At 68.1% G+C, this 25274-nt stretch carries 24 protein-coding genes and 1 pseudogene; 11 read left to right on the top strand and 14 right to left on the bottom strand.

All coding sequences use genetic code 11. The features are described 5' to 3' along the window. Positions 1–255: 255 nt before the first annotated feature. A pseudogene (locus tag VG566_RS02500) lies at positions 256–1665 on the bottom strand (amino acid permease); the annotation flags it as partial. An 81-nt stretch (positions 1666–1746) separates the two neighbouring features. Next, complete coding sequence (locus VG566_RS02495; protein ID WP_014646972.1) at positions 1747–3222, bottom strand: amino acid permease; 1476 nt, start codon at positions 3220–3222, stop codon at positions 1747–1749. A 132-nt stretch (positions 3223–3354) separates the two neighbouring features. Here VG566_RS02495 and VG566_RS02490 point away from each other — a divergent pair, with 132 nt between their 5' ends. Beyond that, positions 3355–3969, top strand: a complete 615-nt coding sequence (locus VG566_RS02490) for an NUDIX hydrolase (protein WP_032957967.1) — start codon at positions 3355–3357, stop codon at positions 3967–3969. A 68-nt stretch (positions 3970–4037) separates the two neighbouring features. On the opposite strand, the gene serA is transcribed toward VG566_RS02490, so the two are convergent. Further along, entirely contained in the window at positions 4038–5279 is a 1242-nt protein-coding gene (gene serA / locus VG566_RS02485) for a phosphoglycerate dehydrogenase (RefSeq protein ID WP_005416356.1), read from the bottom strand. A 168-nt stretch (positions 5280–5447) separates the two neighbouring features. On the opposite strand from serA, the gene VG566_RS02480 reads away from it, so the two are divergent. The 3 genes from VG566_RS02480 to VG566_RS02470 all read left to right on the top strand — a co-directional run bounded on the left by VG566_RS02480 (position 5448) and on the right by VG566_RS02470 (position 9104). Beyond that, on the top strand, positions 5448–6836 hold the full coding sequence (locus VG566_RS02480) for an FAD-binding oxidoreductase (RefSeq protein WP_100449960.1): 1389 nt from the start codon (positions 5448–5450) through the stop codon (positions 6834–6836). Between the two features lie 62 nt (positions 6837–6898). Continuing rightward, positions 6899–7198 (top strand): DUF2388 domain-containing protein, encoded by a 300-nt coding sequence (locus VG566_RS02475; RefSeq protein WP_014646975.1) that lies wholly within the window; start codon positions 6899–6901, stop codon positions 7196–7198. A 136-nt stretch (positions 7199–7334) separates the two neighbouring features. Then, positions 7335–9104 (top strand): DUF4105 domain-containing protein, encoded by a 1770-nt coding sequence (locus tag VG566_RS02470; protein ID WP_241883824.1) that lies wholly within the window; start codon positions 7335–7337, stop codon positions 9102–9104. Here VG566_RS02470 and VG566_RS02465 read toward each other — a convergent pair. Together VG566_RS02465 and VG566_RS02460 are read right to left on the bottom strand one after the other, a co-directional pair. After that, complete coding sequence (locus tag VG566_RS02465) at positions 9082–10158, bottom strand: ATP-binding protein (protein WP_014646977.1); 1077 nt, start codon at positions 10156–10158, stop codon at positions 9082–9084. The genes VG566_RS02470 and VG566_RS02465 overlap by 23 nt on opposite strands. Next, a complete protein-coding gene (locus tag VG566_RS02460; RefSeq protein ID WP_014646978.1) occupies positions 10158–10874 on the bottom strand; it encodes a response regulator in 717 nt (238 codons plus the stop codon). Before VG566_RS02460 ends, VG566_RS02465 begins: the two co-directional genes overlap by 1 nt. A gap of 129 nt (positions 10875–11003) precedes the next feature. Here VG566_RS02460 and VG566_RS02455 point away from each other — a divergent pair, with 129 nt between their 5' ends. The 4 genes from VG566_RS02455 to VG566_RS02440 all read left to right on the top strand — a co-directional run bounded on the left by VG566_RS02455 (position 11004) and on the right by VG566_RS02440 (position 16496). Then, a complete protein-coding gene (locus VG566_RS02455; RefSeq protein WP_032959482.1) occupies positions 11004–12152 on the top strand; it encodes an efflux RND transporter periplasmic adaptor subunit in 1149 nt (382 codons plus the stop codon). 36 nt (positions 12153–12188) lie between these two features. Next, positions 12189–15338, top strand: coding sequence for a multidrug efflux RND transporter permease subunit (locus tag VG566_RS02450; RefSeq protein ID WP_164110921.1), 3150 nt, complete (start codon positions 12189–12191; stop codon positions 15336–15338). Next, positions 15319–15711, top strand: a complete 393-nt coding sequence (locus VG566_RS02445) for a nuclear transport factor 2 family protein (protein WP_049408771.1) — start codon at positions 15319–15321, stop codon at positions 15709–15711. Before VG566_RS02450 ends, VG566_RS02445 begins: the two co-directional genes overlap by 20 nt. 83 nt (positions 15712–15794) lie before the next feature. Further along, on the top strand, positions 15795–16496 hold the full coding sequence (locus VG566_RS02440; RefSeq protein WP_241883825.1) for an MliC family protein: 702 nt from the start codon (positions 15795–15797) through the stop codon (positions 16494–16496). Between the two features lie 119 nt (positions 16497–16615). Here VG566_RS02440 and yeiP read toward each other — a convergent pair whose 3' ends face one another. The 5 genes from yeiP to VG566_RS02415 all read right to left on the bottom strand — a co-directional run bounded on the left by yeiP (position 16616) and on the right by VG566_RS02415 (position 20189). Then, positions 16616–17182, bottom strand: a complete 567-nt coding sequence (yeiP, locus tag VG566_RS02435) for an elongation factor P-like protein YeiP (protein ID WP_005409468.1) — start codon at positions 17180–17182, stop codon at positions 16616–16618. A 49-nt stretch (positions 17183–17231) separates the two neighbouring features. Continuing rightward, the gene (locus VG566_RS02430; protein ID WP_014646983.1) at positions 17232–18002 is read right to left on the bottom strand and encodes an SDR family oxidoreductase; all 771 of its coding nucleotides are present in this window, start codon (positions 18000–18002) and stop codon (positions 17232–17234) included. Between the two features lie 101 nt (positions 18003–18103). After that, positions 18104–19000 carry a hydroxymethylglutaryl-CoA lyase gene (locus VG566_RS02425; protein ID WP_005409470.1) on the bottom strand — a complete coding sequence of 299 codons (897 nt, stop codon included), beginning with the start codon at positions 18998–19000 and terminating at the stop codon, positions 18104–18106. Then, positions 18997–19398 carry a VOC family protein gene (locus VG566_RS02420; protein ID WP_014646985.1) on the bottom strand — a complete coding sequence of 134 codons (402 nt, stop codon included), beginning with the start codon at positions 19396–19398 and terminating at the stop codon, positions 18997–18999. The genes VG566_RS02425 and VG566_RS02420 overlap by 4 nt, the downstream gene beginning before the upstream one ends. A 2-nt stretch (positions 19399–19400) precedes the next feature. Beyond that, positions 19401–20189 carry an enoyl-CoA hydratase/isomerase family protein gene (locus VG566_RS02415; RefSeq protein WP_014037048.1) on the bottom strand — a complete coding sequence of 263 codons (789 nt, stop codon included), beginning with the start codon at positions 20187–20189 and terminating at the stop codon, positions 19401–19403. Positions 20190–20308: 119 nt separating this feature from the next. Here VG566_RS02415 and VG566_RS02410 point away from each other — a divergent pair, with 119 nt between their 5' ends. From VG566_RS02410 to VG566_RS02400, 3 genes are read left to right on the top strand one after another with little or no spacing between them, the layout of a single operon-like run. Continuing rightward, positions 20309–20563, top strand: a complete 255-nt coding sequence (locus VG566_RS02410) for a FeoA family protein (protein WP_005416370.1) — start codon at positions 20309–20311, stop codon at positions 20561–20563. Beyond that, positions 20560–22425: a ferrous iron transporter B gene (gene feoB, locus VG566_RS02405; RefSeq protein WP_134967180.1), complete on the top strand. Its 1866-nt coding sequence runs from the start codon at positions 20560–20562 to the stop codon at positions 22423–22425. The genes VG566_RS02410 and feoB overlap by 4 nt, the downstream gene beginning before the upstream one ends. Further along, complete coding sequence (locus VG566_RS02400) at positions 22425–22670, top strand: DUF6587 family protein (protein WP_049440085.1); 246 nt, start codon at positions 22425–22427, stop codon at positions 22668–22670. Before feoB ends, VG566_RS02400 begins: the two co-directional genes overlap by 1 nt. A gap of 132 nt (positions 22671–22802) precedes the next feature. Here VG566_RS02400 and VG566_RS02395 read toward each other — a convergent pair whose 3' ends face one another. The 4 genes from VG566_RS02395 to VG566_RS02380 all read right to left on the bottom strand — a co-directional run bounded on the left by VG566_RS02395 (position 22803) and on the right by VG566_RS02380 (position 25210). After that, positions 22803–23264, bottom strand: coding sequence for a DUF4304 domain-containing protein (locus VG566_RS02395; RefSeq protein WP_241883827.1), 462 nt, complete (start codon positions 23262–23264; stop codon positions 22803–22805). Between the two features lie 147 nt (positions 23265–23411). Beyond that, a complete protein-coding gene (locus VG566_RS02390; RefSeq protein WP_241883828.1) occupies positions 23412–23993 on the bottom strand; it encodes an NAD(P)H-dependent oxidoreductase in 582 nt (193 codons plus the stop codon). A gap of 55 nt (positions 23994–24048) precedes the next feature. After that, positions 24049–24444, bottom strand: a complete 396-nt coding sequence (locus tag VG566_RS02385; RefSeq protein ID WP_014646990.1) for a MerR family transcriptional regulator — start codon at positions 24442–24444, stop codon at positions 24049–24051. A gap of 4 nt (positions 24445–24448) precedes the next feature. Further along, on the bottom strand, positions 24449–25210 hold the full coding sequence (locus VG566_RS02380; protein WP_423172671.1) for a 3-oxoacyl-ACP reductase: 762 nt from the start codon (positions 25208–25210) through the stop codon (positions 24449–24451). Positions 25211–25274: the final 64 nt, after the last annotated feature.

The raw sequence follows: 25274 nt of genomic DNA, 5'->3' as shown, positions 1-25274 counted from the left end.
GGACGCTGCAAGTACATCCCTGTAAGCTCGGTCGCCGCATCCATACGGCTCACGCCCCCGCAACCCCCCCCCCCCCCGCCTCCGACAGTCTCCTGGCACGTCCGGTAGATCCACGCCATGCGTGGATGAATTGCGTCTGAGAGATGAATTCTCTCCGGTCGATGAATCCCCTGTAGAGCCGAGCCATGCTCGGCTCCGAGCAAGCCCAGCGCCGCGACCCGCTTTTCGCTTTTCCTTCTTCACTCCGTGGCTGGCGGCACGCCGGAACCCGTAGCAGAAATAGATCACGAAGCCGACGAACGTCCATACACCCATCAGCATCCAGTTGTGCATCGTCATCGCCGACAGCAGCGCCAGGCAGCTCAGCACGCCCAGGCTGCAGATCAGCCACGCCATCGGCATGCGGAACGGGCGCGGCAGGTCCGGCTGGGTGCGGCGCAGGATCAGCACGCCGGCGCAGACTGCGGCGAACGCGATCAGCGTGCCCATCGAGGTCAGCTCGCCCAGGATGTCCAGCGGGAACAGCGCTGCCAGCAGCGCGATGCCGATGCCGGTGATCACGGTGTTGATGTGCGGCGTGCGGTACTTCGGGTGGATCCGGGTGAACACCGGTGGCAGCAGGCCGTCGCGCCCCATGATCATGAAGATGCGCGGCTGGCCGATGATCATCACCAGCACCACCGAGGACAGGCCGACCAGCGCACCGACCTCGACCACCCAGCGCAGCCAGCCCAGCTGTGGGTGCGCGGCCACGGCAGTCACCACCGGCTCGTCGGTGCCCAGCAGCTGGAACGGCACCAGGCCAGTCATCACTGCGGCCATTGCGATATACAACACGGTGCAGATCACCAGCGACAGCATCATGCCGATCGGCATGTCACGCTGCGGGTTCTTCGATTCCTGCGCCGCCACCGATACCGCCTCGAAACCGATGTAGGCGAAGAACACCATCGCCGCGCCACGCAGCACGCCTTCCATGCCGTACTTGCCCGGGCCTTCATTGGCCGGAATGAACGGGGTCCAGTTGCTGGTGTCCACGTATTTCCAACCGACCACGATGACCAGCACGATCAGGCCGGTCTTGAGCACGACCATCGCCATGTTCATCGCCGAGGACTTGCTGATGCCGACGTAGCACAGCCAGGTCAGCAGCAGCACCAGTGCGGCGGCGGGCAGGTTGGCGATCGCGCCGGTGGGGCGCAGCTGCGCGTCCAGTGGCGCGCTGACCAGTGCCGCCGGTAGATGGATGTCGAACTGGCTGAGCAGGCTGAGGAAATAACCGGTCCAGCTGACCGCCACCGCCGAGGCGGAGACGCCGTACTCGAGCACCAGCATCCAGCCGATGAACCAGGCCGAGAGCTCGCCGAAGGTGGCGTAGGTGTAGGTGTAGGCGCTGCCGGAGACCGGCACCATCGAGGCGAATTCGGCATAGGCCAGCGCGCAGAAGGCGCAGCAGATGGCGGCCAGCACGAAGGACAGCATGATCGCCGGGCCGGCGTGGTTGGCGGCGGCCTGGCCGGTGATGACGAAGATGCCGCCGCCGATCACCGCGCCGATGCCCAGGGCGGTCAGCCCCCAGGGGCCAAGGTGGCGACGCAGGCTCAGGCCGTTGGCGTCTTCATGGGCGGCATGCGGATGCTTGGTGGCCCACAGTTGCTTGAACATGTGTGGTGGTCTTGTCGAAGCGCGCCATGGGCGGCGCGCGGGAAAACGGACGGGCCGGCGCGAGGCCGGCCCGAAGGCGGATCAGGGCGACTTGGCGAGCTTGCTGTTGCGGATGCCGTAGCCCAGGTAGATCAGCAGGCCGAGCAGCGTCCAGCCAACGAACAGGTGCCAATGCACCACGAACGCCTGCCAGAACAGGAACAGGCAGGTGGCCGCGCCGAGCGGGCAGATGATCCAGACCATCGGCACGCGGAACGGGCGGTGCAGGTCCGGCTTGGAATAGCGCAGCACCAGCACGCCGATGCAGACCGTGGCAAAGGCCAGCAGGGTGCCCATCGAGACCAGCTCGCCCAGCACGTTCAGCGGCACCAGGCCGGCCAGCGCGGCGGCGATAACGCCGACCACGATGGTGGCGACGTACGGGGTGCGGAATCGGGCATGGACCTTGCCGAAGAACTTCGGCAGCAGGCCGTCGCGGGAGATGGTATAGGCGATGCGGGTCTGGCCCATCATCATCACCAGCACCACCGAGGACAGGCCGGCGATGGCGCCGACTTCCACGAACGTCTTCAGCCAGGACAGGGTCGGGTAGGGCTCCAGGGCGGTGGCCACCGGCTTGTCGGTGCCCAGCAGGTGGTACGGCATCATGCCGGTCAGCACCGCACAGACGATGATGTAGACGATCGTGCATACGGCCAGCGAGCCGAGCAGGCCGATCGGCATGTTGCGTTGCGGGTCCTTGGTCTCGCCAGCAGCGGTGGAGACCGCATCGAAGCCGATGTACGCGAAGAACACGATGGTGGCGGCGCGGAAGATGCCGCTCCAGCCGAACTCACCCGGCACGCCGGTGTTTTCCGGAATAAACGGGTGCCAGTTGGCCGGGTCAATGTGGGCCGCGCCGATGCCGATGAACAGGCAGATGACAGTGACCTTGATCGCCACGATGATGGCGTTGACGAACGCCGACTGGGTCACGCCCACGTACAGCAGGCCGGACACCGCCGCCACGATCAGCACCGCCGGCAGGTTGAACAGCTTGCCGGAGGAGACGAACTCGCTGCCGGTCCAGGCGATGGGCGCGGCGCTGAGCATGTCCGGGAAGGGCATGTGCAGCGTGGTGGTGATGAAGCTGATCAGGTAGGCCGACCAGCCCACCGCGACCGAGGCCGAGGCGAACAGGTACTCCAGCACCAGGCACCAGCCGATGAACCAGGCCATGCCTTCGCCGAGGGTGGCGTAGGAATAGGAGTAGGCACTGCCGGAGACCGGCATCATCGCCGCGAACTCGGCATAGCACAGGCCTGCCAGCGCACAGGCGAAACCGGCCAGCACGAACGACAGCATGACCGCCGGGCCCGCGTGGTTGGCTGCGGCCTGGCCGGTCAGCACGAAGATGCCTGCGCCGATCACCGCACCCACGCCCAGCAGGATGAGGTGTTTAGCCGTGAGGGTCCGTTTCAACGTGGCTTCGCCGTCCAGGCTGCCTTCGATGGGTTCGCCGGCATCGACGTGCCCGGCCGGCTCGACCGGCTTGACCCTCAACAGAGCTTTCAGCATGCAGTACTTCCTAGTGATCGGATGGGGTGGGCGGCCGATACGTTGCCGGCTGCCTTGAATGGTGAAGGCCGTGCGAACGGCCCGCTGTACCTTAGCCAAAGCTGAAGCCAACGCACAAGCGCAATCGCAACAATGAACGGCGATAATGAGCAGTATTTTTCCGAACCGCCCCCATTCATGAGCCAGACCGCCGAAACCCTTGCCGCGCTTGACGATCGCCTGCGCGGCCTGCTCCGGGACTACGCGCGCCGCGAACCCGCCCACGACGCCCTGGCTGCCGAATTCGGCACATTGCTGGATGATCCGGAAGATCCGTTCCGCCGCGAGCGCCTGGCCGGCCACTTCACCGCCAGCTGCTGGCTGGTCAGCGCCGATGGCCAGCGCCTGCTGCTGACCCACCACCGCAAGCTGCAGCGCTGGCTGCAGTTGGGCGGCCACGCCGACGGCGACCGTGACCTGGCCCGGGTGGCGCTGAAGGAAGCCGAGGAGGAGTCGGGCCTGAGCGGCCTGGTACTGGAAGACCCGGCCATCTTCGATCTGGACAAGCACTGGATTCCGGAGCGCAAGGACGTGCCGGGGCACTGGCACTACGACGTGCGTTTCGTGATACGGGCGCTGGGGGGCGAGGCCTTCGTGCTCAGCGAGGAATCGCTCGACCTGGCCTGGCGGCCGGTGACCGAGGTCGCGTCCGATCCGGAATCGGATGAATCCATGCAGCGCATGGCACACCGCTGGCTGGCGCGTTGAAAAAAGGGGACGGAGGGGATTAAGTCGTTAATGCATAAACGACTTAATCCCCTCCGTCCCCTTTTTACCTAGTACAGGATGCGCGTCCGCAGCGTGCCTGGAATCGCGGCCAGTTCGTCGCGGACGGCGGCGGCCTGCGCCTCGCTGGCGGTGATGTCGATCACCACGTAACCCACCTTCGGGTCGGTGCGCAGGAACTGGCCGTCGATGTTGACGTTGTGGCGCGAGAAGATCTCGTTGACCCTGGACAGCACGCCCGGCACGTTCTGGTGGATGTGCAGCAGGCGCAGGCTGTCTTCGTGTTCGGGCAGGGTCACTTCCGGGAAATTGACCGCCGACAGGGTGCTGCCGTTGTCGCTGTAGCGCACCAGCTTGGCCGCCACCTCCACGCCGATGTTGTCCTGCGCTTCCAGCGTGCTGCCGCCGACGTGCGGGGTCAGGATCACGTTGTCGTGGCGGGTCAGCGGCGATTCGAAGATATCGCCATTGCCCTTCGGTTCGACCGGGAACACGTCCAGCGCGGCGCCACCGACGTGGCCGCTGGCCAGGGCCGCATCCAGTGCATCGATGTCGACCACGGTGCCGCGCGCGGCATTGATCAGGTGCGCGCCCTTGCGCATCTTCGCGAGCTCGGTGCTGCCGATCATCCATTGCGTGGCTGGGGTCTCCGGCACATGCAGGGTGACGATGTCAGCGCGTGCCAGCAGGTCGTCCAGGCTGGCCGCTGCACGGGCATTGCCCAGTGCCAGCTTGGTTTCCACGTCGTGGAAGATCACCTGCATGCCCAGCGATTCGGCCAGCACGCCGACCTGGGTGCCGATGTGGCCGTAACCGATGATGCCCAGCGTCTTGCCGCGCACTTCATGGCTGCCGCTGGCCGACTTCGACCAGCCGCCGCGATGGCATTCGGCGTTCTTCTGCGGAATGCCGCGGGTCAGCATGATCGCCTCGGCGATCACCAGCTCGGCCACGCTGCGGGTGTTGGAGTAGGGCGCGTTGAACACCGGGATGCCGGCCAGCTCGGCCGCGTCCAGGTCGACCTGGTTGGTGCCGATGCAGAAGCAGCCCACCGCGATCAGGCGCTTGGCCTCGGCCAGCACCTCGGCGCTGAGCTGGGTGCGCGAGCGGATGCCGACGATGTGCGCCTCGGCGATGCGCGCCTTCAGTTCGTCCTCGGGCAGCGCCTTGGTGTGCGCCTCGATCTGGCTGTAGCCGGCGGCGCTGAACACCTCCACGGCGGTCTGGCTGACCCCCTCCAGCAACAGCACGCGGATATCCTGCTTCGGGAACGAGGTCTTCTTCGGCGACATGGGGCAACACGGCCAGTGGGACAGGGGCTGACCACTATGCCAGATCGAAGCGCCCATGGTGCAGTGCGCAATTGGTTGCATCCGTAGCTATCTGTATCGCTGCGGGGCTGGACGCTGGCGCGTACCGCTGGCACGCTTGCCCGTCTTCACGCACCGCGTTGGACCGTCATGACCGATTCCCGCATTGCCTCGCTGCAGCAGGCCTGTCCCGGCCTGAAGCTGAAGATCGACCCGGCTGACCTGGAGCATTACGGGCGCGACTGGACCCGGCGCTGGACGCCAGCGCCGCTGGCGATCGCACTGCCGGCCACGGTCGAGGAAGTGCAGGCGGTGATGCGCTGGAGTGCGGGCGAGGACGTGGCCGTGGTGCCGTCCGGCGGACGTACCGGCCTTTCCGGTGGCGCGGTGGCCGCCAACGGCGAGCTGGTGCTCAGCCTGGAACGGATGAACAAGGCACTGGCCTACGACGCGGTCGATCGCACCCTGGTGGTGCAGGCCGGCATGCCGCTGGAGGCCGTGCACAACGCCGCGCTGGACCACGGCCTGATCTACCCGGTGGACTTCGCTGCGCGCGGGTCGTGCACGATCGGCGGCAACATCGCCACCAATGCCGGCGGCATCCGCGTGATCCGCTATGGCAATACCCGCGAGTGGATCGCCGGGCTGAAGGTGGTTACCGCCAGCGGCGAACTGCTGGAACTCAACAAGGGCCTGATCAAGAACTCCAGCGGCTATGACTTCCGCCAGCTGCTGATCGGTTCGGAAGGCACGTTGGGCGTGATCGTCGAGGCGACAGTGAAACTCACCGATCCGCCGCCAGCCAGCAACGTGATGCTGCTGGCCGTGCCCAGCTTCGAGGTGCTGATGCAGGTGTTCGCCGCGTTCCGCGCGCGCCTGCAGCTGCAGGCCTTCGAATTCTTCACCGACCGGGCGCTGGAGCACGTGCTGGCGCATGGCGCGCAGGCACCGTTCGACGAGGTGCATCCGTACTACGTCGTCACCGAGTTCGCGGCCAACGACGAGGCACAGGAAGCCGCGGCGATGGCGGCCTTCGAGGACTGCATGGGCAACGGCTGGGTCAGCGACGGTGTGATCAGTGCCAGCGATGCCCAGGCCGCCCAGCTGTGGCGCCTGCGCGAAGGCATCACCGAGTCGCTGGCGCGCTACAAGCCCTACAAGAATGACGTCTCGGTGCGGATCTCGGCGATGCCGGCGTTCCTGGCCGAGACCCAGGCACTGATCGGGCAGGCCTACCCGCACTTCGACGTGGTCTGGTTCGGCCATATCGGCGATGGCAACCTGCACATCAACGTGCTCAAGCCGGACGACACCAGCGACGCCGACTTCGTGGCGCAGTGCGAGCACGTGACCAAGCTGCTGGCGCAGGTGCTGGCCCGCTTCGATGGCAGCATCTCGGCCGAGCACGGCATCGGACTGGTCAAGAAGGGCTACCTGGACAGCACCCGCGGCCCCGCCGAGATCGCGCTCATGAAGGCGGTCAAACGCGCGTTCGATCCCCAAGCGCGGCTGAATCCCGGCAAGCTGTTCGACGCCTGAGCCGGGCAAATCCTTCACGTACCCGTTACGCTCCACGCACCTTCACAACCGGCTTCGAACCGATGACCCGTCCGCTCCTGCTGCTCGCCCTGCTGTCCCTGCCGCTGGCCGGCTTCGCTTCCAGCTTCGCTGGCACCTCGGCCGGTTCGGCGACCGGTGCCTCCTCCGGTTCCTCGGGCAGCAGCTCGGGCGACGACAAGGTGGTGCGGGCCGCGCGCGACGATGCCGCTGCGTTCGTCGCCAGCGACGGCCAGATCCGTGGCGCCCGCCTGCAGGCCGCGCTGGTCCACCTGCGCGAGCAGAGCGCTGCCGCACAGCAGCAGAGCGACCTGGAACTGGCCCGCGCGCTGCTGGCGCGTTGATGCGGGCTGCATGACCTCGGCGTCATCGCTTTCTGCAGAGCCGAGCCATGCCCGGCTGGATGCCCGGCGCACCCGGATCGCAACAGCAGCCGAGCAAGGCTCGGCTCTACGGAAGCACAACGGGCGGTGCGGGTGGATGGCCGCATTGGCATGGCTGCTCATCCCTTCCGCCCATGCGGCTGATCGGCTGCAGCTCGATCCCTCCGGTCTCGATCCGGCGCAGCAGCAGCTCGCCAGCCAGACCCTGGCCGACGTGCAGTCCCTGCTGCCGGAAGGCCTGCTGCGCGTTTTGCCGGCTCAGGTGCAGGTGCGCTGGAGTGATGACCTTCCCGCCGAGGTGCACGGGCGCGCTTTCGCCGGCCGCATTACGTTGCGCCGCACCCTGCTGGATGACGGCATGCCCGGCAACCGCCGTGCGCGCCGCAGTGCGCTGGTGCATGAACTGACCCACGTCGCCGACCGTGGCGGTGCGAACTGGTCGCAGAGCGTGCGATGGCGTGACCTTGCGGGCTGGCAGCGCAGGCCCTGGCACCTCGGCCGGGGCGATAACGATTTCCGTGATCGCAGCCCGGATGTCTATGAACTGGCGAACCCGGCCGAGTACCTGGCCGTGAATGCCGAGCATTTCGTGCTCGACGGCGAGTTCGCCTGCCGGCGGCCCGCGTTGGCGCAGTGGTACCAGGCGCATTTCGGAACACCACCGTCGCTGCCACGGCCGCGGTGCGCCACGACGCTGCCCCTGCTCCAGGCCGAATCGGAGGAGGGCGCTGCATCGCTGCTGCAGCTCGACCCGGCGCGCGTCTACGCGGTGGACTACCTGTTCGCCGAAGGCAGTGCGCAGCCGATGAGTCGCTGGGGCCACAGCATGCTGCGGCTGGTGGTCTGCAAGCCGGGCCGCGTACCTGGGCCGGACTGCCGCCTGGACCTGGAGTACCACCGCGTGCTGTCGTTCCGCGCGTTCGTGGGCGACGTGCAGATATCCAACTGGCGTGGCCTGACCGGCGGCTATCCGTCGCGGCTGTTCGTGCTGCCCCTGCAGCAGGTAGTGGACGAGTACACCAAGGTCGAGCTGCGCGGGCTGCAGTCGCTGCCGCTGCAGCTGGGCCGCAGCGAAATCGCCAGCCTGCTCGAGCGCACCGCGCAGGTGCACTGGAGCTATGACGGGCGCTATTACTTCGTCAGCAACAACTGCGCGGTGGAAACCGCCAAGCTGCTGCAGGCCGGGGTGCCGCGCCTTGGCGAGGCGGGCCTGGCCCAACTGAGTCCGCGCGGCCTGAAGCGGCGACTGGTGCGGCTGGATGTGCTCGACGAGAGGGTACTGGCGGACCGCACTGCAGCGCAGGCGCAGGGCTACTACTTCGCCTCGGCGCGCGACCACTACCAGCAGTTGTTCGCAGTGGCCGCGGCCCAGCTGGCCTTGCCCGCTCGTGATGTGCGCGGCTGGTTGAAGCTGCCTGCACAGCAACGCGCACCGTGGCTGCTGCAGGGTGACCTGCGTGCCAGTGCCGGCCTGTTGCTGCTGGAACAGGCCGCGCAGCGGCGCGCCGAGCTGCGCGCACGCGATGTGCTCAAGCGGCAGCTGCTGGCCGCACCGGACAGCACTGAAACGCGCAGCCTGCGCGGGTTGCTGGAGCAGAGCGGGCAGTGGCTGCGCCCGGGGACGCTGCTGCAGGATGACGGCTATGGATTGCCGCTGGGCGACGAGCAGGCGCTGCTGTCCGCGGCCGTGGCCACTGCCAGTGCGCAGGCGGTCCCGGCGTGGCAGGCATTGCGCGGCCAGCTGCGCCAGCAGCTGCCGATCCGCCAGCGCGAGGAAATGGATGCGATCGACGCCAATCTGGCCGCACTCGGTGCACACCTGCGTACGCAGGCAGCCCGCCCGGCTACTGGCGCGGCAGTTCGATGACGAAGCGGCTGCCGCCGGCGCTGCCCGGGATGCAGTAGACGCGGCCACCGTGCGCGTCGGCGATGGCCTTGACCACCGCCAGGCCGAGCCCGCTGCCGCCGCCCTGGCGCGAGCGCGAACCGTCGCCACGCATGAACGGGGTGAAGATATCCGCGTGCAGTTCCGGGTCGATGCCCGGACCCTCGTCTTCGATCGCCACCTGCACGTGGCCGGGCGTGTCATGCACTGCAATCCGCACCTTGCCCGGGCTGGCATAGCGCCGCGCGTTCTCCAGCAGCGCCAGCAATGCCTGGCGCAGGCGGGTCGGGTCGCAGTGCGCGTTGTGTTCCTCGCGGCTGGTTTCCAGCTCCAGCACGAAGCCGGCGGCGCGGAACTGCGGATCGACCAGGGTCATCACCGAATGCACCTCGGCCACCACGTCGGTGCGCGCGCGACGCACGTCCAGCCGCGCGTTGTCGGACAGGCTCAGCACGCGCAGGTCCTCGATCAGCCGTGACAGCCCTTCGACCTGGGCCAGCAGGCTGCGGAACTGCGACTCGTCTGGCTGGAACACACCCTCTGCCAGCCCCTGCAGGCGGCCACGCAGGATCGTCACCGGCGTGCGCAGCTCATGGGCGATGGCCGCGTGCCACATCGCGCGCTCGCTCTCCATGTGCTGCAGGCGGCGCGCCATCGCATTGAAGTCCTCGACCAGGGTCGCCACTTCGCCCGGCGAATTTTCCTCGACGCTGGCGCGTGCACCCAGGTCGCCGCCCGCGAGCGCACGCACGCTGTCCACCAGCGAATTCAGCGGCGACAGGATGCGGTGGGCGAGGCGGAACGAGGCGGCGATGGCCAGCGCCAGCCCGGTCAGGATCACGCCCACCATCCATGCCAGTTCCGGGCCGGTCGGCAGCCAGCTTTCCGGCTCCTCGGCACTGCCGGGGAAGAACTCGACCAGCACCGCGTACAGCAGCCACGATGACAGGATCATCATCACGATGACGCCGATCACCATCAGCGACATCGAAACGATGATGTGGCGGCTCAGCCCGGAGCGGCGCAGGGAGGGCATCAGCGATCGGCCATCAGCCGGTAGCCGACGCCACGCACGCTGGCTGGGACGTTGACCATGCCCACTTCATCCAGCTTGCGGCGCAGCTTGCTGACATGGCTGTCGACGGTGCGCTCCAGTGCTTCGCTTTCCGGCAGGCATTCGTGCATCAGCTCGCTGCGGCTGAAGATGCGCGTCGGCGCCAGCGCCATGCAGTGCAGCAGCTTGAACTCGGTGAGGGTGAGCAGCACTTCGTGGCTGTAGCCTTCGCCCTCCACGTGCACCGCGTGGGTGGCCGAGTCGATCAGCAGCGGGCCGACGCGCAACGCGGTGGGTGCGTCCACGCGCGCGGCGCGCAGCGTGCGCCGCAGTACGGCGCGCACGCGCGCGGCCACCTCGGCCGGGTTGAAGGGCTTGACCACGTAGTCATCAGCGCCCATCCGCAGCGCGGTCAGCTTGTCCAGGTCCTGGTCCAGTGCGGTCAGCATGATCACCGGCGTCTCGCCGCGCTGGCGCAGCTGGGTCAGCACGCTCCAGCCGTCCAGGCGCGGCAGCTGCACATCGAGCAGGACCAGGTCGGGCCGGGCGCTGCGGTGCAGGTCCAGTGCGCTGTGGCCATCGGCGGCGCGCAGCGTGCGCAGTCCTTCGCGTTCCAGGTAGGCGCAGAGAATGTCAGCGATCTCGGCCTCATCCTCGACGATCAGGACGAGGGCGGCGAGGGCAGGGGAGGCATGCATGCAGGGGCGGGGCCGTAAGGTGCTTGCCTCCATCGTATCTCCACAGTTCCTCCATCGAAACCCCATCATCGCCACGCAGACTGCGCGCTTCAGAACCTATCCGCCGCCTGCGCGGCATTGTGCACAGCAATGAGAACCTTCAGGACTCCGGTCGCGTTGATCGCGGCCCTCGCCTTGGCCATGACGGCCTGCTCCACTCCCGAAGCCACCCCCGAGGCGGCGCCGCGCGTCAGCGTGATCAGCGTCGGCCCGCAGGTGGTGCAGCGTGACGACGAACTGCCAGGCCGCGTCGCGGCGGTGCGCACCGCGCAGATCCGCGCACAGGTGGGCGGCATCGTGCAGCGGCGCCTGTTCGACCAGGGGGCGGAAGTCAGTGCCGGCCAGGCCTTGTTCCAGATTGACCCGGCAGCGTTCCGGGCCGACGTCGATTCGGCGCTGGCCGCACTGCAGCGCAGTGAGGCGGCGTTGGGTCGCAGTCGCGTGCAGTCGCAGCGCCTGCACGCCCTGGCTGCCGCGCAGGCGGTCAGCCAGCAGCATCGGGACGACGCCAGCGCCGAGTACGAGCAGGCACGCGCGGCAGTGAATGAAGCGCGCGCGATCCTGTCCCGTCGCCAGCTCGACCTGCGCTATGCCACGGTCAGCGCACCGATTGCCGGCCGTATCGATCAGGCATTGGTGACCGAAGGTGCGCTGGTCGGCGTGGCCGATGCCGAGCCGATGGCCGTGGTACAGCAGATCGACCAGGTCTACGTGGATGTGCGCCAGCCGGCGGCGCAGCTGGAGTCGCTGCAGCGCAGTGCGGCCGGCGGCGACAAGCTGCCGGTGACCATCATCGGTGCCGCCGGCAAGCCGCTGCCCGAGCGTGGCCAGCTGCTGTTCTCCGGTATCAATGTCGATGCACGGACGGGTGATGTGATCCTGCGCATCCTGGTGGACAACCCGCGGCGGCAGCTGCTGCCCGGCATGTATGTGCGCGCGAGGGTGCCGCGGGGTGCCCCGGCCAGTGCGTTGACCGTGCCACAGCAGGCCGTGCTGCGCAGCGCCGGTGGCCAGGCCTATGCCTGGGTGATAGGCGCCGACGGCAGGGCGGTGATCCGCACGCTGGAGGTGGACGGCAGCGTCGATCGCCAGTGGCTGGTGCGCGCGGGCCTGAAGGCCGGCGAGAAAGTGGTGGTCGAGGGCCAGGAGCGCCTGCAGGAAGGCGTGGTGGTCGATGCGCGCGACTGGCAGAAGCCGGTCGCCAGCGCCGGTGCGGTGCAGGCCGGCAGCAAGGGCTGAGCCTTTCCCGGGACAGCCCCTCCAGGAAAATCCAACATGGCACGTTTCTTCATCGATCGCCCGGTGTTCGCCTGGGTGCTGGCGATCTTCATCATCCTGGCCGGCGCGCTGGCGATTCCGCGCCTGGCCGTGGAGCGCTATCCGGCGGTCGCGCCGCCCAGCGTCAGCATCTATGCCAGCTACCCGGGTGCGAGCCCGCAGACGTTGAACGATGCGGTGGTCGGCCTGATCGAGCGCGAGCTGTCCAGCGTCAAGCATCTGCTTTACTTCGAATCGTCGGTGGACACCTCCGGCGAAGCCTCGATCACCGCCACCTTCAAGCCCGGCACCAATCCGGAACTGGCGCAGGTGGACGTGCAGAACCGGATCAAGGCGATCGAGCCGCGCCTTCCGCGCAGCGTGCGGCAGAACGGCCTGTTCGTGGAGGCCGCCGATTCCGGCTTCCTGATGCTGGTCGGCCTGCGTTCGCCGGATGCCAGCGTCAGCGAGGCCGCGCTGGGCGATTTCATGGCGCGCAACATCATCGAAGAGCTGCGCCGCATCGATGGCGTCGGTCGCGTGCAGTTGTTCGGTGCCGAGCAGGCGATGCGCGTGTGGCTGGACCCGACCCGGTTGACCGGCTACGGCCTGACCATGGGCGATGTGGCCACTGCCATCGAGCAGCAGAACCTGGAGATCTCGCCGGGGCGCATCGGTGATTCGCCGGGTGTTCCAGGCCAGCGCATCACCGTGCCGCTCAGCGCCGACGGCCAGTTGTCCACGCCGGAACAGTTCGCGGCGATCGTACTGCGCGCCGGGGCCGACGGTTCACGGGTGGTGCTGGGTGATGTCGCCCGCGTCGAACTGGGCGCGCAGAGCTATGCCTGGGGCACCCGCGAGGATGGCCATCCGGCCACCGCCGCCGGGGTGCAGCTGCGGCCGGGCGCGAATGCGGTGCGCACGGCGTCGGCGGTCCGTGAGCGCATGGCGGAACTGGCGCCGCTGTTGCCGCGCGGCGTGGAGGCGAGCATCCCGTTCGACACCGCGCCGTTCGTGAAGATCTCGATCCAGAAGGTGGTGCAGACGCTGCTGGAGGCGATGCTGCTGGTGTTCGCGGTGATGTACCTGTTCCTGCAGAACTGGCGCTACACGCTGATTCCTGCGCTGGTCGCACCGATCGCGCTGCTCGGTACCTTCGCGGTGATGCTGGCGCTGGGCTTCTCGATCAACGTGCTGACCATGTTCGGCATGGTGCTGGCGATCGGCATCATCGTCGACGACGCGATCGTGGTGGTCGAGGGCGTGGAGCGGATCATGGCCGAGGAGGGCCTGCCGCCGCGCGAGGCGACCATCAAGGCGATGCGCGAGCTGACCGGCGCGGTGATCGGCATCACCCTGGTGCTGACCGCGGTGTTCATTCCGATGGCCTTGGCCAGCGGCTCGGTGGGCGCGATCTACCGCCAGTTCACCGTGGCGATGGCGGTGTCGATCCTGTTCTCGGCGCTGCTGGCACTGAGCCTGACACCGGCGCTGTGCGCGACCCTGCTGCGCCCGAACACCCACGGCCATCATGGTCGTGGCGGGCTGTTCGGCGCCTTCAATCGTGGCTTCGAGGCGTTGACCGGGCGCTACCAGCGTGGCGTGGCCTCCGTGCTGCAGCGAAGCGGCCGGGTGATGGGCGTGTTCGCCGCGCTGGTGGCGGCGCTGCTGCTGGGCCTGCACTGGCTGCCGGGCGCGTTCCTGCCGGAAGAGGACCAGGGCTATTTCATGACCTCGATCCAGCTGCCGGCCGAAGCCACCGCCGAACGCACGCTGGCGGTGGTCGAAGCCTACGAACGGCACGTGGCCTCGCGCCCGGGCATCGGCTCCAACCAGTCGATCCTCGGTTACAGCTTCTCCGGTTCCGGCCCGAGCGCGGCGCTGACCTACACCATGCTGAAGGACTGGGGTGAGCGTGCTGGCGCCACCGCGGCCAGCGAGGTGGAGGCCGCGCAGCAGGCGATGGCCACGGTTGCCGAGGGTGAGGTGATGAGCGTGATGCCGCCGGCGATCGACAGCCTGGGCCGTTCGTCCGGGTTCTCGCTGGCCCTGCAGGCGCGTACCGGGCAGAGCCAGGCCGAGCTGCGCGCGGCCCTGCAGCAGCTGCTGAAGCTGGCCGAGGCCAGTCCGCTGCTGTCGGAGGTGCATGCCGATGGCCTGCCGGCAGGTATCAGCGTGCGGCTGGACATTGATCGCGCCAAGGCCGAGGCGATGGGCGTGGGCTTCGAGCACATCAGCAGCACGCTGTCAGCGGCGATGGGCTCGCAGTACGTCAATGATTTCCCCAACAAGGGCCGGTTGCAGCAGGTGATCCTGCAGGCCGACGCGCCGCATCGCATGGAACTGGAGGACGTGCTGAAACTGTACGTGCGCAACAGCGAGGGCGGCATGGTGGCGTTGTCGGAACTGGTGACCCCGAACTGGACCGAGGCGCCGCTGCAGCTGCAGCGCTACCTCGGCTTCCCGGCGTTGAATCTGTCCGGCGCACCGGCCTCCGGCGTGTCGACCGGCCAGGCCATGGCGGAGATGGAGCGGTTGGCCGGGAAGCTGCCGTCCGGTTTTGCCCTGCAGTGGACCAGCCAGTCGCTGCAGGAGCGTGAGTCGGGGGCGCAGGCGCCGTGGCTGCTGTTGTTGTCGATGCTGGTGGTGTTCCTGGTGCTGGCGGCGCTGTACGAGAGCTGGTCGATTCCGCTGGCGGTGATGCTGGTGGTGCCACTCGGCCTGCTCGGTGCGGTCGCCGCGGTGCTGTTGCGTGGCATGCCCAACGATGTGTTCTTCAAGGTCGGCATGATCACCGTGATCGGGCTGTCTGCGAAGAACGCGATCCTCATTGTCGAGTTCGCGCGGCAGCTGCAGCAGCAGGGGCGCGGCCTGGTCGAGGCGGCATTGGAGGCAGCCAGGCTGCGCCTGCGCCCGATCGTGATGACCTCGCTGGCATTCGCGCTGGGCGTGGTGCCGCTGATGCTGGCGCAGGGCGCGTCGAAGGAAACCCAGCAGGCGATTGGAACCGGTGTGTTCGGCGGGATGGTCAGTGCGACCGTGCTGGCCGTGTTCTTCGTGCCGGTCTTCTATGTAGTGGTGCAGGGCGCGCGGCAGTGGATCGCGCAGCGCCTGCGCAGGCGCCGGCCGATGCCGGGAGGAACCGTGGATGGAACGGAACATCGTTGAAGATCTGCATGAGCAACAGTTGATGGCGCTGGAGCAGCGCCTGTGCGCGGCGCTGCTGGAAAATGACCACGATGCGTTGAACGCGCTGGTATCGCCGGCCTTGTTCATGATGGAAGGCCACGGCGGCCGCATGCTCGATCTGCCATGGCTGGGCGATTGGCTGGCCGGCAGCCTGCAGGTGCGAAGCCTGCAGCTGCACGCGGTGGAGACGCTGCTGTGTGGCCGCCTGGCGTTGCTGTCCAGCGACGTGCGGTTGTCCGTGTGGCGGCAGGGCCGGGAGCGTGAAGTGAAGCTGCGCCTGCTGCGGGTCTGGACCTGCAGTTCCGGCGGCAGCGGTGCGCAGCTGTTGTCGATGGCGGTACTGGCCGCGTGAGTACGGTCAGGCCGCTTTCAGGCCGCGCTCACCGGCAGGTGGTAGGGTCGAAGGTCTCTGTAGTGTCGACAAGGAGTCGAGCCATGCGTGTAGTTCCCAGTCTGTTGGCAGCCTCGCTCGGGTTGGTGCTGGCCGCGTGCCAGCCGGCCCAGGCACCCGCTGCGGGCGGCACCGATGCCGCGCCGCCGGCGGCGCCCGAACCGGCTGCCAGCACCAGCGCCGGTACCGGCAGCCAGACCACGTACCAGTGTGGTGATCTGAGCGTGCGCGCGACCTTCAATGGCGAGGATGCGGCCACGGTGGTGATCGGCGAACGTGCCTTCGCCATGACCTCCGAACGTGCGGCGTCGGGTGCCAAGTACGGTGATGGCCAGGGCAACAGCTTCTGGACCAAGGGCAGCGATGACGGCCTGTTGAGCCTGAAGGGCGAGGCGGACCGCGAGTGCCATGCGGTCGAAGCGACCGAAGGCGTTGGCAGCGCGGGCACGGCCGCGTTCCGCGCCACGGGCAACGAGCCGGGCTGGTTGGCGGTCGTCGATGGCGACGCGCCGGGCCTGCGGGTGGAAGTTGACTATGGCGAGCGTCGCTTCGACGTCGCCACGCCCACCGAAGGTGCTGACGGTTGGAGTGGCAAGGCGTCCGACGGTACCGACGTCAAGCTCAGCTTCCAGCGCACCACCTGCCAGGACGACATGAGCGGCGAGGCGTTCGATGCCAAGGTGAACCTGACCATCGGCACCCGCCAGTATCACGGCTGCGGCAACTTCGGCGCGAAGCAGCCGTAAGCCTTCTGTAGAGCCGAGCCCACGCTCGGCTCTACACGATCGCTACATCCGATGCGCTGCCCGCTGCCTGCGGCGAGCACGCCGCAAGCAGGGACAGGCAGCCGATCAGCGCAAGGCGCTTAGTCGGCACGGCCGGCGAATTCGCCGGTGGCGGTGTTCACCAGCACGCGTTCGCCGTTGACGATGTATTCCGGCACCATGATCTCGATGCCGGTGTTGAGCTTGGCCGGCTTCGGGCGCTTGGTGGCAGTGCCGCCCTTCAGTTCCGGCGGGGTCTCGATCACTTCCAGCACCACCGAGGCCGGCAGCTGGATCGCCACCGGCTGCTCGTCGATCACCTGCACGTAGATGCCGGTCAGGCCGTCGGTGATGTAGCCAGCATCATCGCCGATCACGTCCGCGTCCAGGGTGTAGGGGGTGTAGTCCTCGTCATCGAGGAACACGAAGGCATCGCCGTCCTTGTACGAATAGGTGGACTGGCGGCGCAGCAGTTCGACCTCGACCAGGTTGTCGTCGGCATCGAAGCTGGCGTCGAGCTTGTTGCCGCCCGGCACGCTGTACATGATGAAGCGGAAGCGGACGTTGCCGCCGCGACCCTGCGGCGAGCTGCGCTCGATGTCGCGGATCTGGTACACGCCGTTGTTGTACTCGACGACGTTGCCCTTCTTGATGTCGTTGGCTTTCATGGTGATCTAGGTCGTTGGGGGAGGGCGCCGTCCCGGCGCCCGGGGGGAATCACTTCGGAGCGAGGCGGGTAGCGCCGTCCAGGCGGATGGTCTCGCCGTTGAGGTAGGTGTTGCCGAGGATGAAGCCGACCAGGCTGGCGAAGTCTTCCGGCTTGCCCAGGCGCGACGGGAACGGGATCGAGGCGGCCAGCGACTGCTGCACGGCTTCGGGCATGCCATCGACCATCGGCGTCCAGAACACGCCAGGAGCAATCGTATTGACGCGGATGCCGAAGCGCGACAGTTCGCGCGCCATCGGCAGCGTCATCGACACCACGCCGCCCTTGCTGGCGGCATACGCGGCCTGGCCGATCTGTCCTTCATAGGCAGCGATGCTGGCGGTGTTGATGATCACGCCGCGCTCGCCGTCTTCGCCGGCGTCGTTGTGCTGCATGCGGTTGGCCGCGGCCTTGGCGACGTTGAAGCTGCCGACCAGGTTGACCATCACCGTGCCCTGGAAGCCGGCCAGCGGCATCGGGCCTTCCTTGCCGAGCACGCGACCGGCGCCGAGGATGCCGGCGCAGTTCATCGCCACGTTCAGGCCGCCGAGGAAATCGTGGGCCTGGTCGATGGCTGCAGCCACGGCCGCCTCATCGCTGACATTGACATTGAAATAGCGGGCCTTGTCGGCACCCAGCCCGGCAACGGCAGCTGCACCCTTGTCGTCGTTGAGGTCGAACAGAGCCACCTTGCCGCCCTGGGCGACGAGGTGCTGGGCCACGGCCAGGCCGAGGCCGGAGACGCCGCCAGTGATCACGGCACGTACGGAAGACAGCTGCATTGCACGGTCCTGCAGGTTCGAGAACCGCCGATTCTAACGGAAGCGGCGACCGTCGCCGTTGTGCGCTGCGCCGCCCGAGCGGGAGCGGCGCAGCGGGGTGCTCAGCCGGCCGCTGCGAGCGCCTGGCCGGTGCGGCTGGCGGTGGCGCGGCCGAGCAGGCCGGCCAGCCAGCGGCCGGTCTCGGCCAGTGCCGGCAGGTCCACGCCGCTGTCCAGGCCCAGGCCCTGCAGCAGGTAGACCACGTCCTCGCTGGCGACGTTGCCGCTGGCCCCCTTCGCGTACGGGCAGCCACCGGCGCCCGAGACTGCACTGTCGACCACGCGCACGCCTGCTTCCAGGCAGGTGGCGATGTTGGCGATGGCCTGGCCGTAGGTGTCGTGGAAGTGCACGGCCAAGGCTTCCATCGGGATCTCGGCAGCGACCGCCTGCAGCATCGCCCGTGCCTTGCGTGGGGTGCCGACGCCGATGGTGTCGCCCAGCGAGATTTCGTAACAGCCCATCTGGTGCAGCGCGCGCGCCACCCGCACCACGTCGGCCAGCGGCACCTCGCCCTGGTAGGGGCAGCCGAGCACGGTGGAGACGTAGCCGCGCACGCGCACGCCATCGGCGGCGGCGCGGCGCAGGATCGGCTCGAACCGGGCCAGCGATTCGTCGATGCCGGCATTGGTGTTGGTGCGGTTGAAGGCCTCGGACGCAGCGGTGAACACCGCCACTTCCTCCACGCCCACCGCGCGGGCGCGGTCGTAGCCCTGTTCGTTCGGCACCAGTACCGGGTAGTGGATGCCCGGCCGGCGCTGGATGCCAGCGTAGACCTCGGCGGCATCGGCCAGCTGCGGAATCCACTTCGGGCTGACGAAACTGGTCGCCTCGATGCTGCGCAGGCCGGTGGCCGACAAGCGGTTGATCAGTTCGATCTTGTCGGCGGTGGACACCGATTGCTTTTCGTTCTGAAGGCCGTCACGCGGGCCGACCTCGACGATGCGGACGTAGTCGCTCATGCAGCCACCTCACCGATGGGGCGATGGCAGACCGCTTCGATGTTGTTGCCGTCCGGGTCGAGCACGAAGGCGGCGTAGTAATCCGGGTGGTACCACGGGCGCAGGCCCGGCGCGCCGTTGTCGCGGCCACCGGCGGCGAGGGCGGCGGCGTGGAAGGCGTCCACCTGCGCGCGGCTGGCGCAGGCGAAGGCCACGTGCACGCCGTGGCTGGCGGTGCCGCCATTGCCGAGCCAGAAGAACGGCTTGCCGTCGCTGCCGAAGCCGATGTGGTCGTGGTCGCCGGTCTGTTCGGCGCTCACTTCCATCACCACGCCGATCTGCAGCGGCGCCAGCGCCTGCAGGAAGAAGGTCTTGCTGCGCGCCAGGTCGGCGCTGGTCAAACCAAGATGATCGAGCATGTTCAGGCTTCCGTGACCCAATGGGGGGCGCGCTTGTCGAGGAAGGCACCCAGGCCTTCCTGGCCCTCGGCGGACACCCGCAGGCGCGCGATCAGGGCGGCATTATCCCGATCCAGCGCGTCGCGGTCATGGCTGTCGCGGACCTGCCGGACCAGCTGCTTGGCGGTGGACGAGGCGATCGGGCCGGCCTTGTCGAGCAGGGCCAGCTGGCGCTCCAGCGCTTCGTCCAGGCGCTCGGGCTCGACCAGCTGGTGGACCAGGCCGATGCGCAGTGCGGTATCGGCGTCGAAGTGCTCGCCGGTGGCGAACCAGCGCCGCGCCTGGCGCGGGCCGATGGCCTCGATCACGTAAGGCGAGATCACCGCCGGCAGCAGGCCAAGGCGGCTTTCGGTCAGGCCGAAGCGGGCCGAGGTGCTGGCGATGGCAATGTCGCAGCAGGCAACCAGGCCGACGCCGCCACCGAAGGCCGCGCCGTGGACCCGGGCCAGGGTCGGCTTGGGCAGCTCGTCCAGGGTGCGCATCAGCCGTGCCAGTGCCAGCGAGTCCTCGCGGTTGTCGGCCTCGCTGGCCGCCGCCATGCCGCGCATCCACTGCATGTCGGCACCGGCCGAGAAGGAGGCGCCGTGACCGGCCACCACCACGGCCCGGACCGAATCATCGCGGCCGGCGGCTTCCAGCGCGGCGGTCAGCCGGGCGATCAGGCTGGCGTCAAAGGCGTTGTGCAGCTCCGGCCGGTTCAGCCAGAGGGTGAGGACGGCGCCACGGCGCTCGATCTGCAAAGCATCGTTCATGGGATTCCAGGGTCACTCCATACCTGTATGGATCATAGCGGGCCATTGGTCATGGGCCATGACGCGACGCGGGAATGTTAGAATCGAGAACCATTTACATCCAGCAGAGAACACGCTAGATGACGCTGTCCGAACTGCCGCTGCACACCTCGGCCGTGGTCGAGTCCGTGCAGGACCTGCATGCCAACGATGCCATTGCCCGTCGCCTGCGCGAGCTGGGTTTCGTGAACGGCGAGGAAGTGCGCCTGGTGGCCAAGGGCCCGGTGGGCGGCGAGCCGCTGCTGGTGCAGGTCGGGTTCACCCGGTTCGCGCTGCGGATCAGTGAAGCCAAGCGGGTCGTGGTCGACGCCGCCAGCCAGGAACGACGTGCATGACCGCAATCGCCGCCACCGCCCCCTTGCGCATCGCGCTGGTCGGTAACCCCAACAGCGGCAAGACCGCGCTGTTCAACCAGCTGACCGGCAGCCGGCAGAAGGTCGCCAACTACACCGGCGTCACCGTCGAGCGCAAGGAGGGCCGCCTGCGCGCGCCGTCCGGCCGTGAATTCGCCGTGCTTGACCTGCCGGGCGCCTACAGCCTGCATCCGGCCAGCCTGGACGAGGCAATCACCCGTGACCTGTGCCGGGGCTTCTACCCGGGCGAGGCCGCGCCGGACGTGCTGCTGTGCGTGATCGACGCCACCAACCTGCGCCTGCACCTGCGCTTCGCGCTGGAGCTGCGCGAACTGGGCAAGCCGATGGTGGTGGCCCTGAACATGGTCGACGCGGCCCAGCGCCGCGGCATCCAGGTGGATGTGGCCGCGCTGGAGCGCGAACTGGGCGTGCCGGTGGTGGAGACCGTGGCGGTGCGCAAGCAGGGCGCCAAGGCCCTGGTCGAGCGCCTGGACGCCATGGTGCCGCACCTGGATGCACCGGTGCCGGGCCCGGAAAGTGGCATCGATTACCACGCCAAGGTGCGCGGGATCCTGTCAGTCGCCGTGCGCATGCCGGCGCGGACCGCGAAGATCGACGACGCGCTGGACCGCTGGCTGCTGCACCCGGTGTTCGGCCTGGTCAGCCTGGCGGTGGTGATGTTCCTGATCTTCCAGGCGGTGTACGCCTGGGCGACGCCGCTGATGGACGGCATCGAGGCTGGCTTCGCCTGGCTCGGCACCTTTGTTGGCAGCCTGCTGCCGGAAGGCCCGCTGGCCAGCCTGCTGACCGACGGCATCATCGCAGGCGTCGGCGGCGTGGTGGTGTTCCTGCCGCAGATCCTGATCCTGTTCTTCTTCATCCTGGTGCTGGAGGAGTCCGGCTACCTGCCGCGTGCGGCGTTCCTGCTCGACCGCATGATGGCGGCCGCCGGCCTGTCCGGCCGCTCGTTCATCCCGCTGCTGTCCAGCTTCGCCTGCGCGGTGCCGGGCATCATGTCCACGCGCAGCATCCAGGACCCGCGTGACCGCCTGGCCACGATCCTGGTGGCGCCGCTGATGACCTGCTCGGCGCGCCTGCCGGTGTACGCGCTGCTGATCGGTGCGTTCATTCCGCAGAAGACGGTGTGGGGCGTGTTCAACCAGCAGGGCCTGGTGCTGTTCGGCCTGTATGCGGCGGGCATTCTCAGCGCGCTGGCGATGTCGTGGATCATGAAGAAGTGGCGTCGCGACAAGAGCGAGCACCCGCTGATGCTGGAGCTGCCGTCGTACCGCCTGCCGCATGTGCGCGACCTGGCGGTGGGGCTGTACGAGCGCGGCATGATCTTCCTCAAGCGCGTCGGCGGCATCATCCTGGCGCTGACCATCCTGCTGTGGGTGCTGCTGTCGTTCCCGGCGGCACCGGCCGACGCCACGATGCCAGCCATCGACTACAGCTACGCCGGCCAGATCGGCCATGCGATGGCGGTGTTCTTCGCGCCGCTGGGCTTCAACTGGCAGATCTGCATCGCGCTGATCCCGGGCCTGGCCGCGCGCGAGGTGGCGGTGTCTTCGCTGGCCACCGTGTATGCGCTGTCGGCCGCCGATGACGATGCCGCCAGCCAGGCGCTGACCCCGCTGATCAGCGATGGCTGGTCGCTGGCGACCGCGCTGTCGCTGCTGGTCTGGTACATCTACGCCCCGATGTGCATCTCGACGCTGGCCACCATCAAGCGCGAGACCAATTCGTGGAAGCAGATGGGCTTTGCCGCGTTCTACCTGTTCGCAGCGGCTTATGTGGCCGCACTGATCACCTACCAGGTGACCAGGGCGTTGGGAGGCGGCTGATGGATACCGGCCTGCTGATCCAGTACCTGATCATCGCGGTGGCTGTGCTGGTCAGTGCCTGGGTGGTGCTGAAGAAGCAGTTCCCGGGCACCGTGCGCACGCTGCGCGGTGCGTTGGCGTTGGCCCTGTTGAAGCCGGGCCGCGCCGCCTGGCTGCAGGCGCTGGGGCGGAAGATCGCGCCGCCGGCAACGGGCGGTGGTGGTGCCTGTGGCGGTTGCGACAGCTGCGGGCCGAGCAAGAAGTGAAGTAGCGTCGAGCCTGTTCGGCTGCGGCCGCCTGGTGGGCGCGAACCTTCGGCCGGTGGGTGCGGGCCTTCGCCCTGTGGGTGCGAACCTTGGCCCTGTGGGTGCGAACCTTGGTTCGCACGCTCTCGGGGTTCAGACCTCTCTGCGGATGATCGCCCGGAAGTTCCCGTCCCGGTTCAATCGCCGCACCGATTCCCTGTTCCCATGGGCTGCCGCGAAACCCGCCACGTCGGCCAGGGCATCGAGCAGCAGGGCCTTCAACGCGTCGCGGTTACCGGCCTCCAGCAGATCTTCAAGATCCTGCTGGATGAAGGTCCGGCGCAGGCCCGGCGTTTCTTCGATGCGCCAGTCGACATGGGGCGTGGGGATGCTGGAGCGGTACCGGAAAGCCGTTTCAAGATCGTCAGGCGCGAGGGGATACTCGAGCAGCTCCGGAAAGTAGAGTCCAGCATTCACATAGAAGCCCCGGCTTTCGCTGGCGCGCTGGTGATTCACGACAAGCAGCGCGGCGTCCAGCAAGCGATAGCGGGTCGTCGACGTACCGGCAAAGCCGGTCTTCCTGGCGCACTTGCTGAAGACGGTCGAGGATTTCATGGGCTTTGCCTGGGCCGTAACAAGGGCCCACAGCCTTGAGGCGCAGTGCCTGACGGTCAATTGGCAAACGCGACACCCGCAACGAGCGCCCCAGGTGGGTGCGAACGCTCCAGGTGGGTGCGAACCTTGGTTCGCACGCTCTTCCAGCTAGTTGGCCCGTGAGCCCAGCTCCGCTGCCAACGCCAGCCACCAGTTGCGTTGCTCCGGCGAGCTGCTGCGCACCGCACCGAGTCGGCTGACCCGCACCGGGCGGATGCCGCAGAATTCCAGAATAGTGGCGCGGATCTGGGTGATGCCCGGGTCGCGGTAGATCCAGCGGTAATACCAGGGCGGCGTATCCAGCGTGGTGATCACCCGTGCGCTGCGACCGGCCAGCAGCCGGTCCCACCAGACTGAATCGCGCCGGTCGCGGAAGGCGTACCCCGGCAGCAGCACGCGATCGAAGAAGCCCTTCAGCAGCGCCGGCATCGCGCCCCACCAGGTGGGATAGACCAGCACCAGATGGTCGCAGGCCTCGATCGCATCCGCAGTGTCCTGCAGGTCGGCTTCCAGCGGCTGGATCTGGCGGTAGCCATGGCGCAGCACCGGATCGAACTCGAGTTCGCCCAGTGCGATCAGGCGCACCCGATGGCCAGCATTCTCGGCGGCGGTGGCGTAGCGCTGGGCGAGGGCACCGCACAGGCTGTCGCGGTCGGGATGGCCGAGCAGGATCAGGATGGAACGGGACACGGCAACCTCGGGCAATGGAAAGTGCGCGAGGTTGGGCTATGCCCTTGGGGCAGAGTCAACCACCAGCGGCGCAGCCGCTGGGTTCCAGGATGCAGTCACCGCTGCCGGAGTGCAGCCACTGCCGCAGTTCGTCGCTGACCTGCTGCAGGTCGAGCTCGACCTGCGCCAGCCGTGCCCGCTCGCTGGCGATGCGGCTGCGTTGTTGCTCGAGCAGGGCCAGCACCGCGGGCCAGTCGAGCCGTCCGTCGCGGCCCTGCAGGCGGGAGATCGCGGCCAGGGTGATGCCCAGCGCCAACGCCTGGCGGATCAGCTGCACCCAGGCCACATCCTGTTCGCTGTAGTCGCGATAGCGGTTCAGCCGCGGCACCGGCGGCAGTAGTCCGCGCGCCTCGTACAGGCGGATGGCCTTGGCGCTGGCGCCGGTCAGGCGGCTGACCTCGGAAATGCGCATTGGCTCAGTCCCGCACCAGCCCGCCATCGACCACCAGGTTCTGCCCGGTCACCGCGCGCGACCAGGGGCCGGCGAAGAACAGCGCGGCATCGGCGAATTCTGCTGGCGTGGTAACGCTGCGCAGTGGCGTGTTGGCGGCGATGTAGTCGAACACTGCCTCCGGCGTGGCAGCGCTGGCATCGGTGGTGCGCAGCAGGCCGCCGGACAGCATGTTCACGGTGATGCCATGTGGGCCGAGGTCGCCGGCCAGCGTGCGCGTGAGGGACAGTAGCGCGGCCTTGGCGGCGGTGTAGTCGTGGTAGGGCACGACCGGGTTCTGGAACAGGTTGGTGCCGATGTTGATGATGCGGCCGAAGCGGCGGGCCTGCATGCCGGGCAGGGCGGCCTGCACGGTGTTCAGCGCGCCGCGCACGCTGCCCTCGAACTGCGCCTGGAACGCCGACCAGCCGATATCGGCGGCGCCGTCGCGGGCATCACCATTGAACGAGAACGCGGCGAGCGCGTTGTTGACCACGGTGGTGACGCCCTGGCCGAAGTGGGCCAGGGCGTGCTGCAGCATTGCATCGACCTGGCTGCGGTCGGTGACGTCGGCCGGCAGCGCGATCGCCTGTCCGCCCAGCTCGGCGGCCAGCGCCCGTGCGGGGCCTTCGCTGCGGTGGTAGTTGACGATGACGCGCGCACCCTGCGCCGCGAACGCGCGGGCGATGTGCTGGCCAAGGCCGCGGCCGGCGCCGGTGACCAGCACCAGCTGTTCGCTGATCTGCATGAGGGAGCTGCCATCCATTGCATGAAAGGGCATGCAGCGTAGCAGCGATGGCGCTTGCCGGAGC

The organism is Stenotrophomonas sp. CASM114 (assembly GCF_049384325.1).
GTDB lineage: Bacteria > Pseudomonadota > Gammaproteobacteria > Xanthomonadales > Xanthomonadaceae > Stenotrophomonas > Stenotrophomonas muris.
This window is presented reverse-complemented; position numbering and strand designations above follow the sequence as displayed.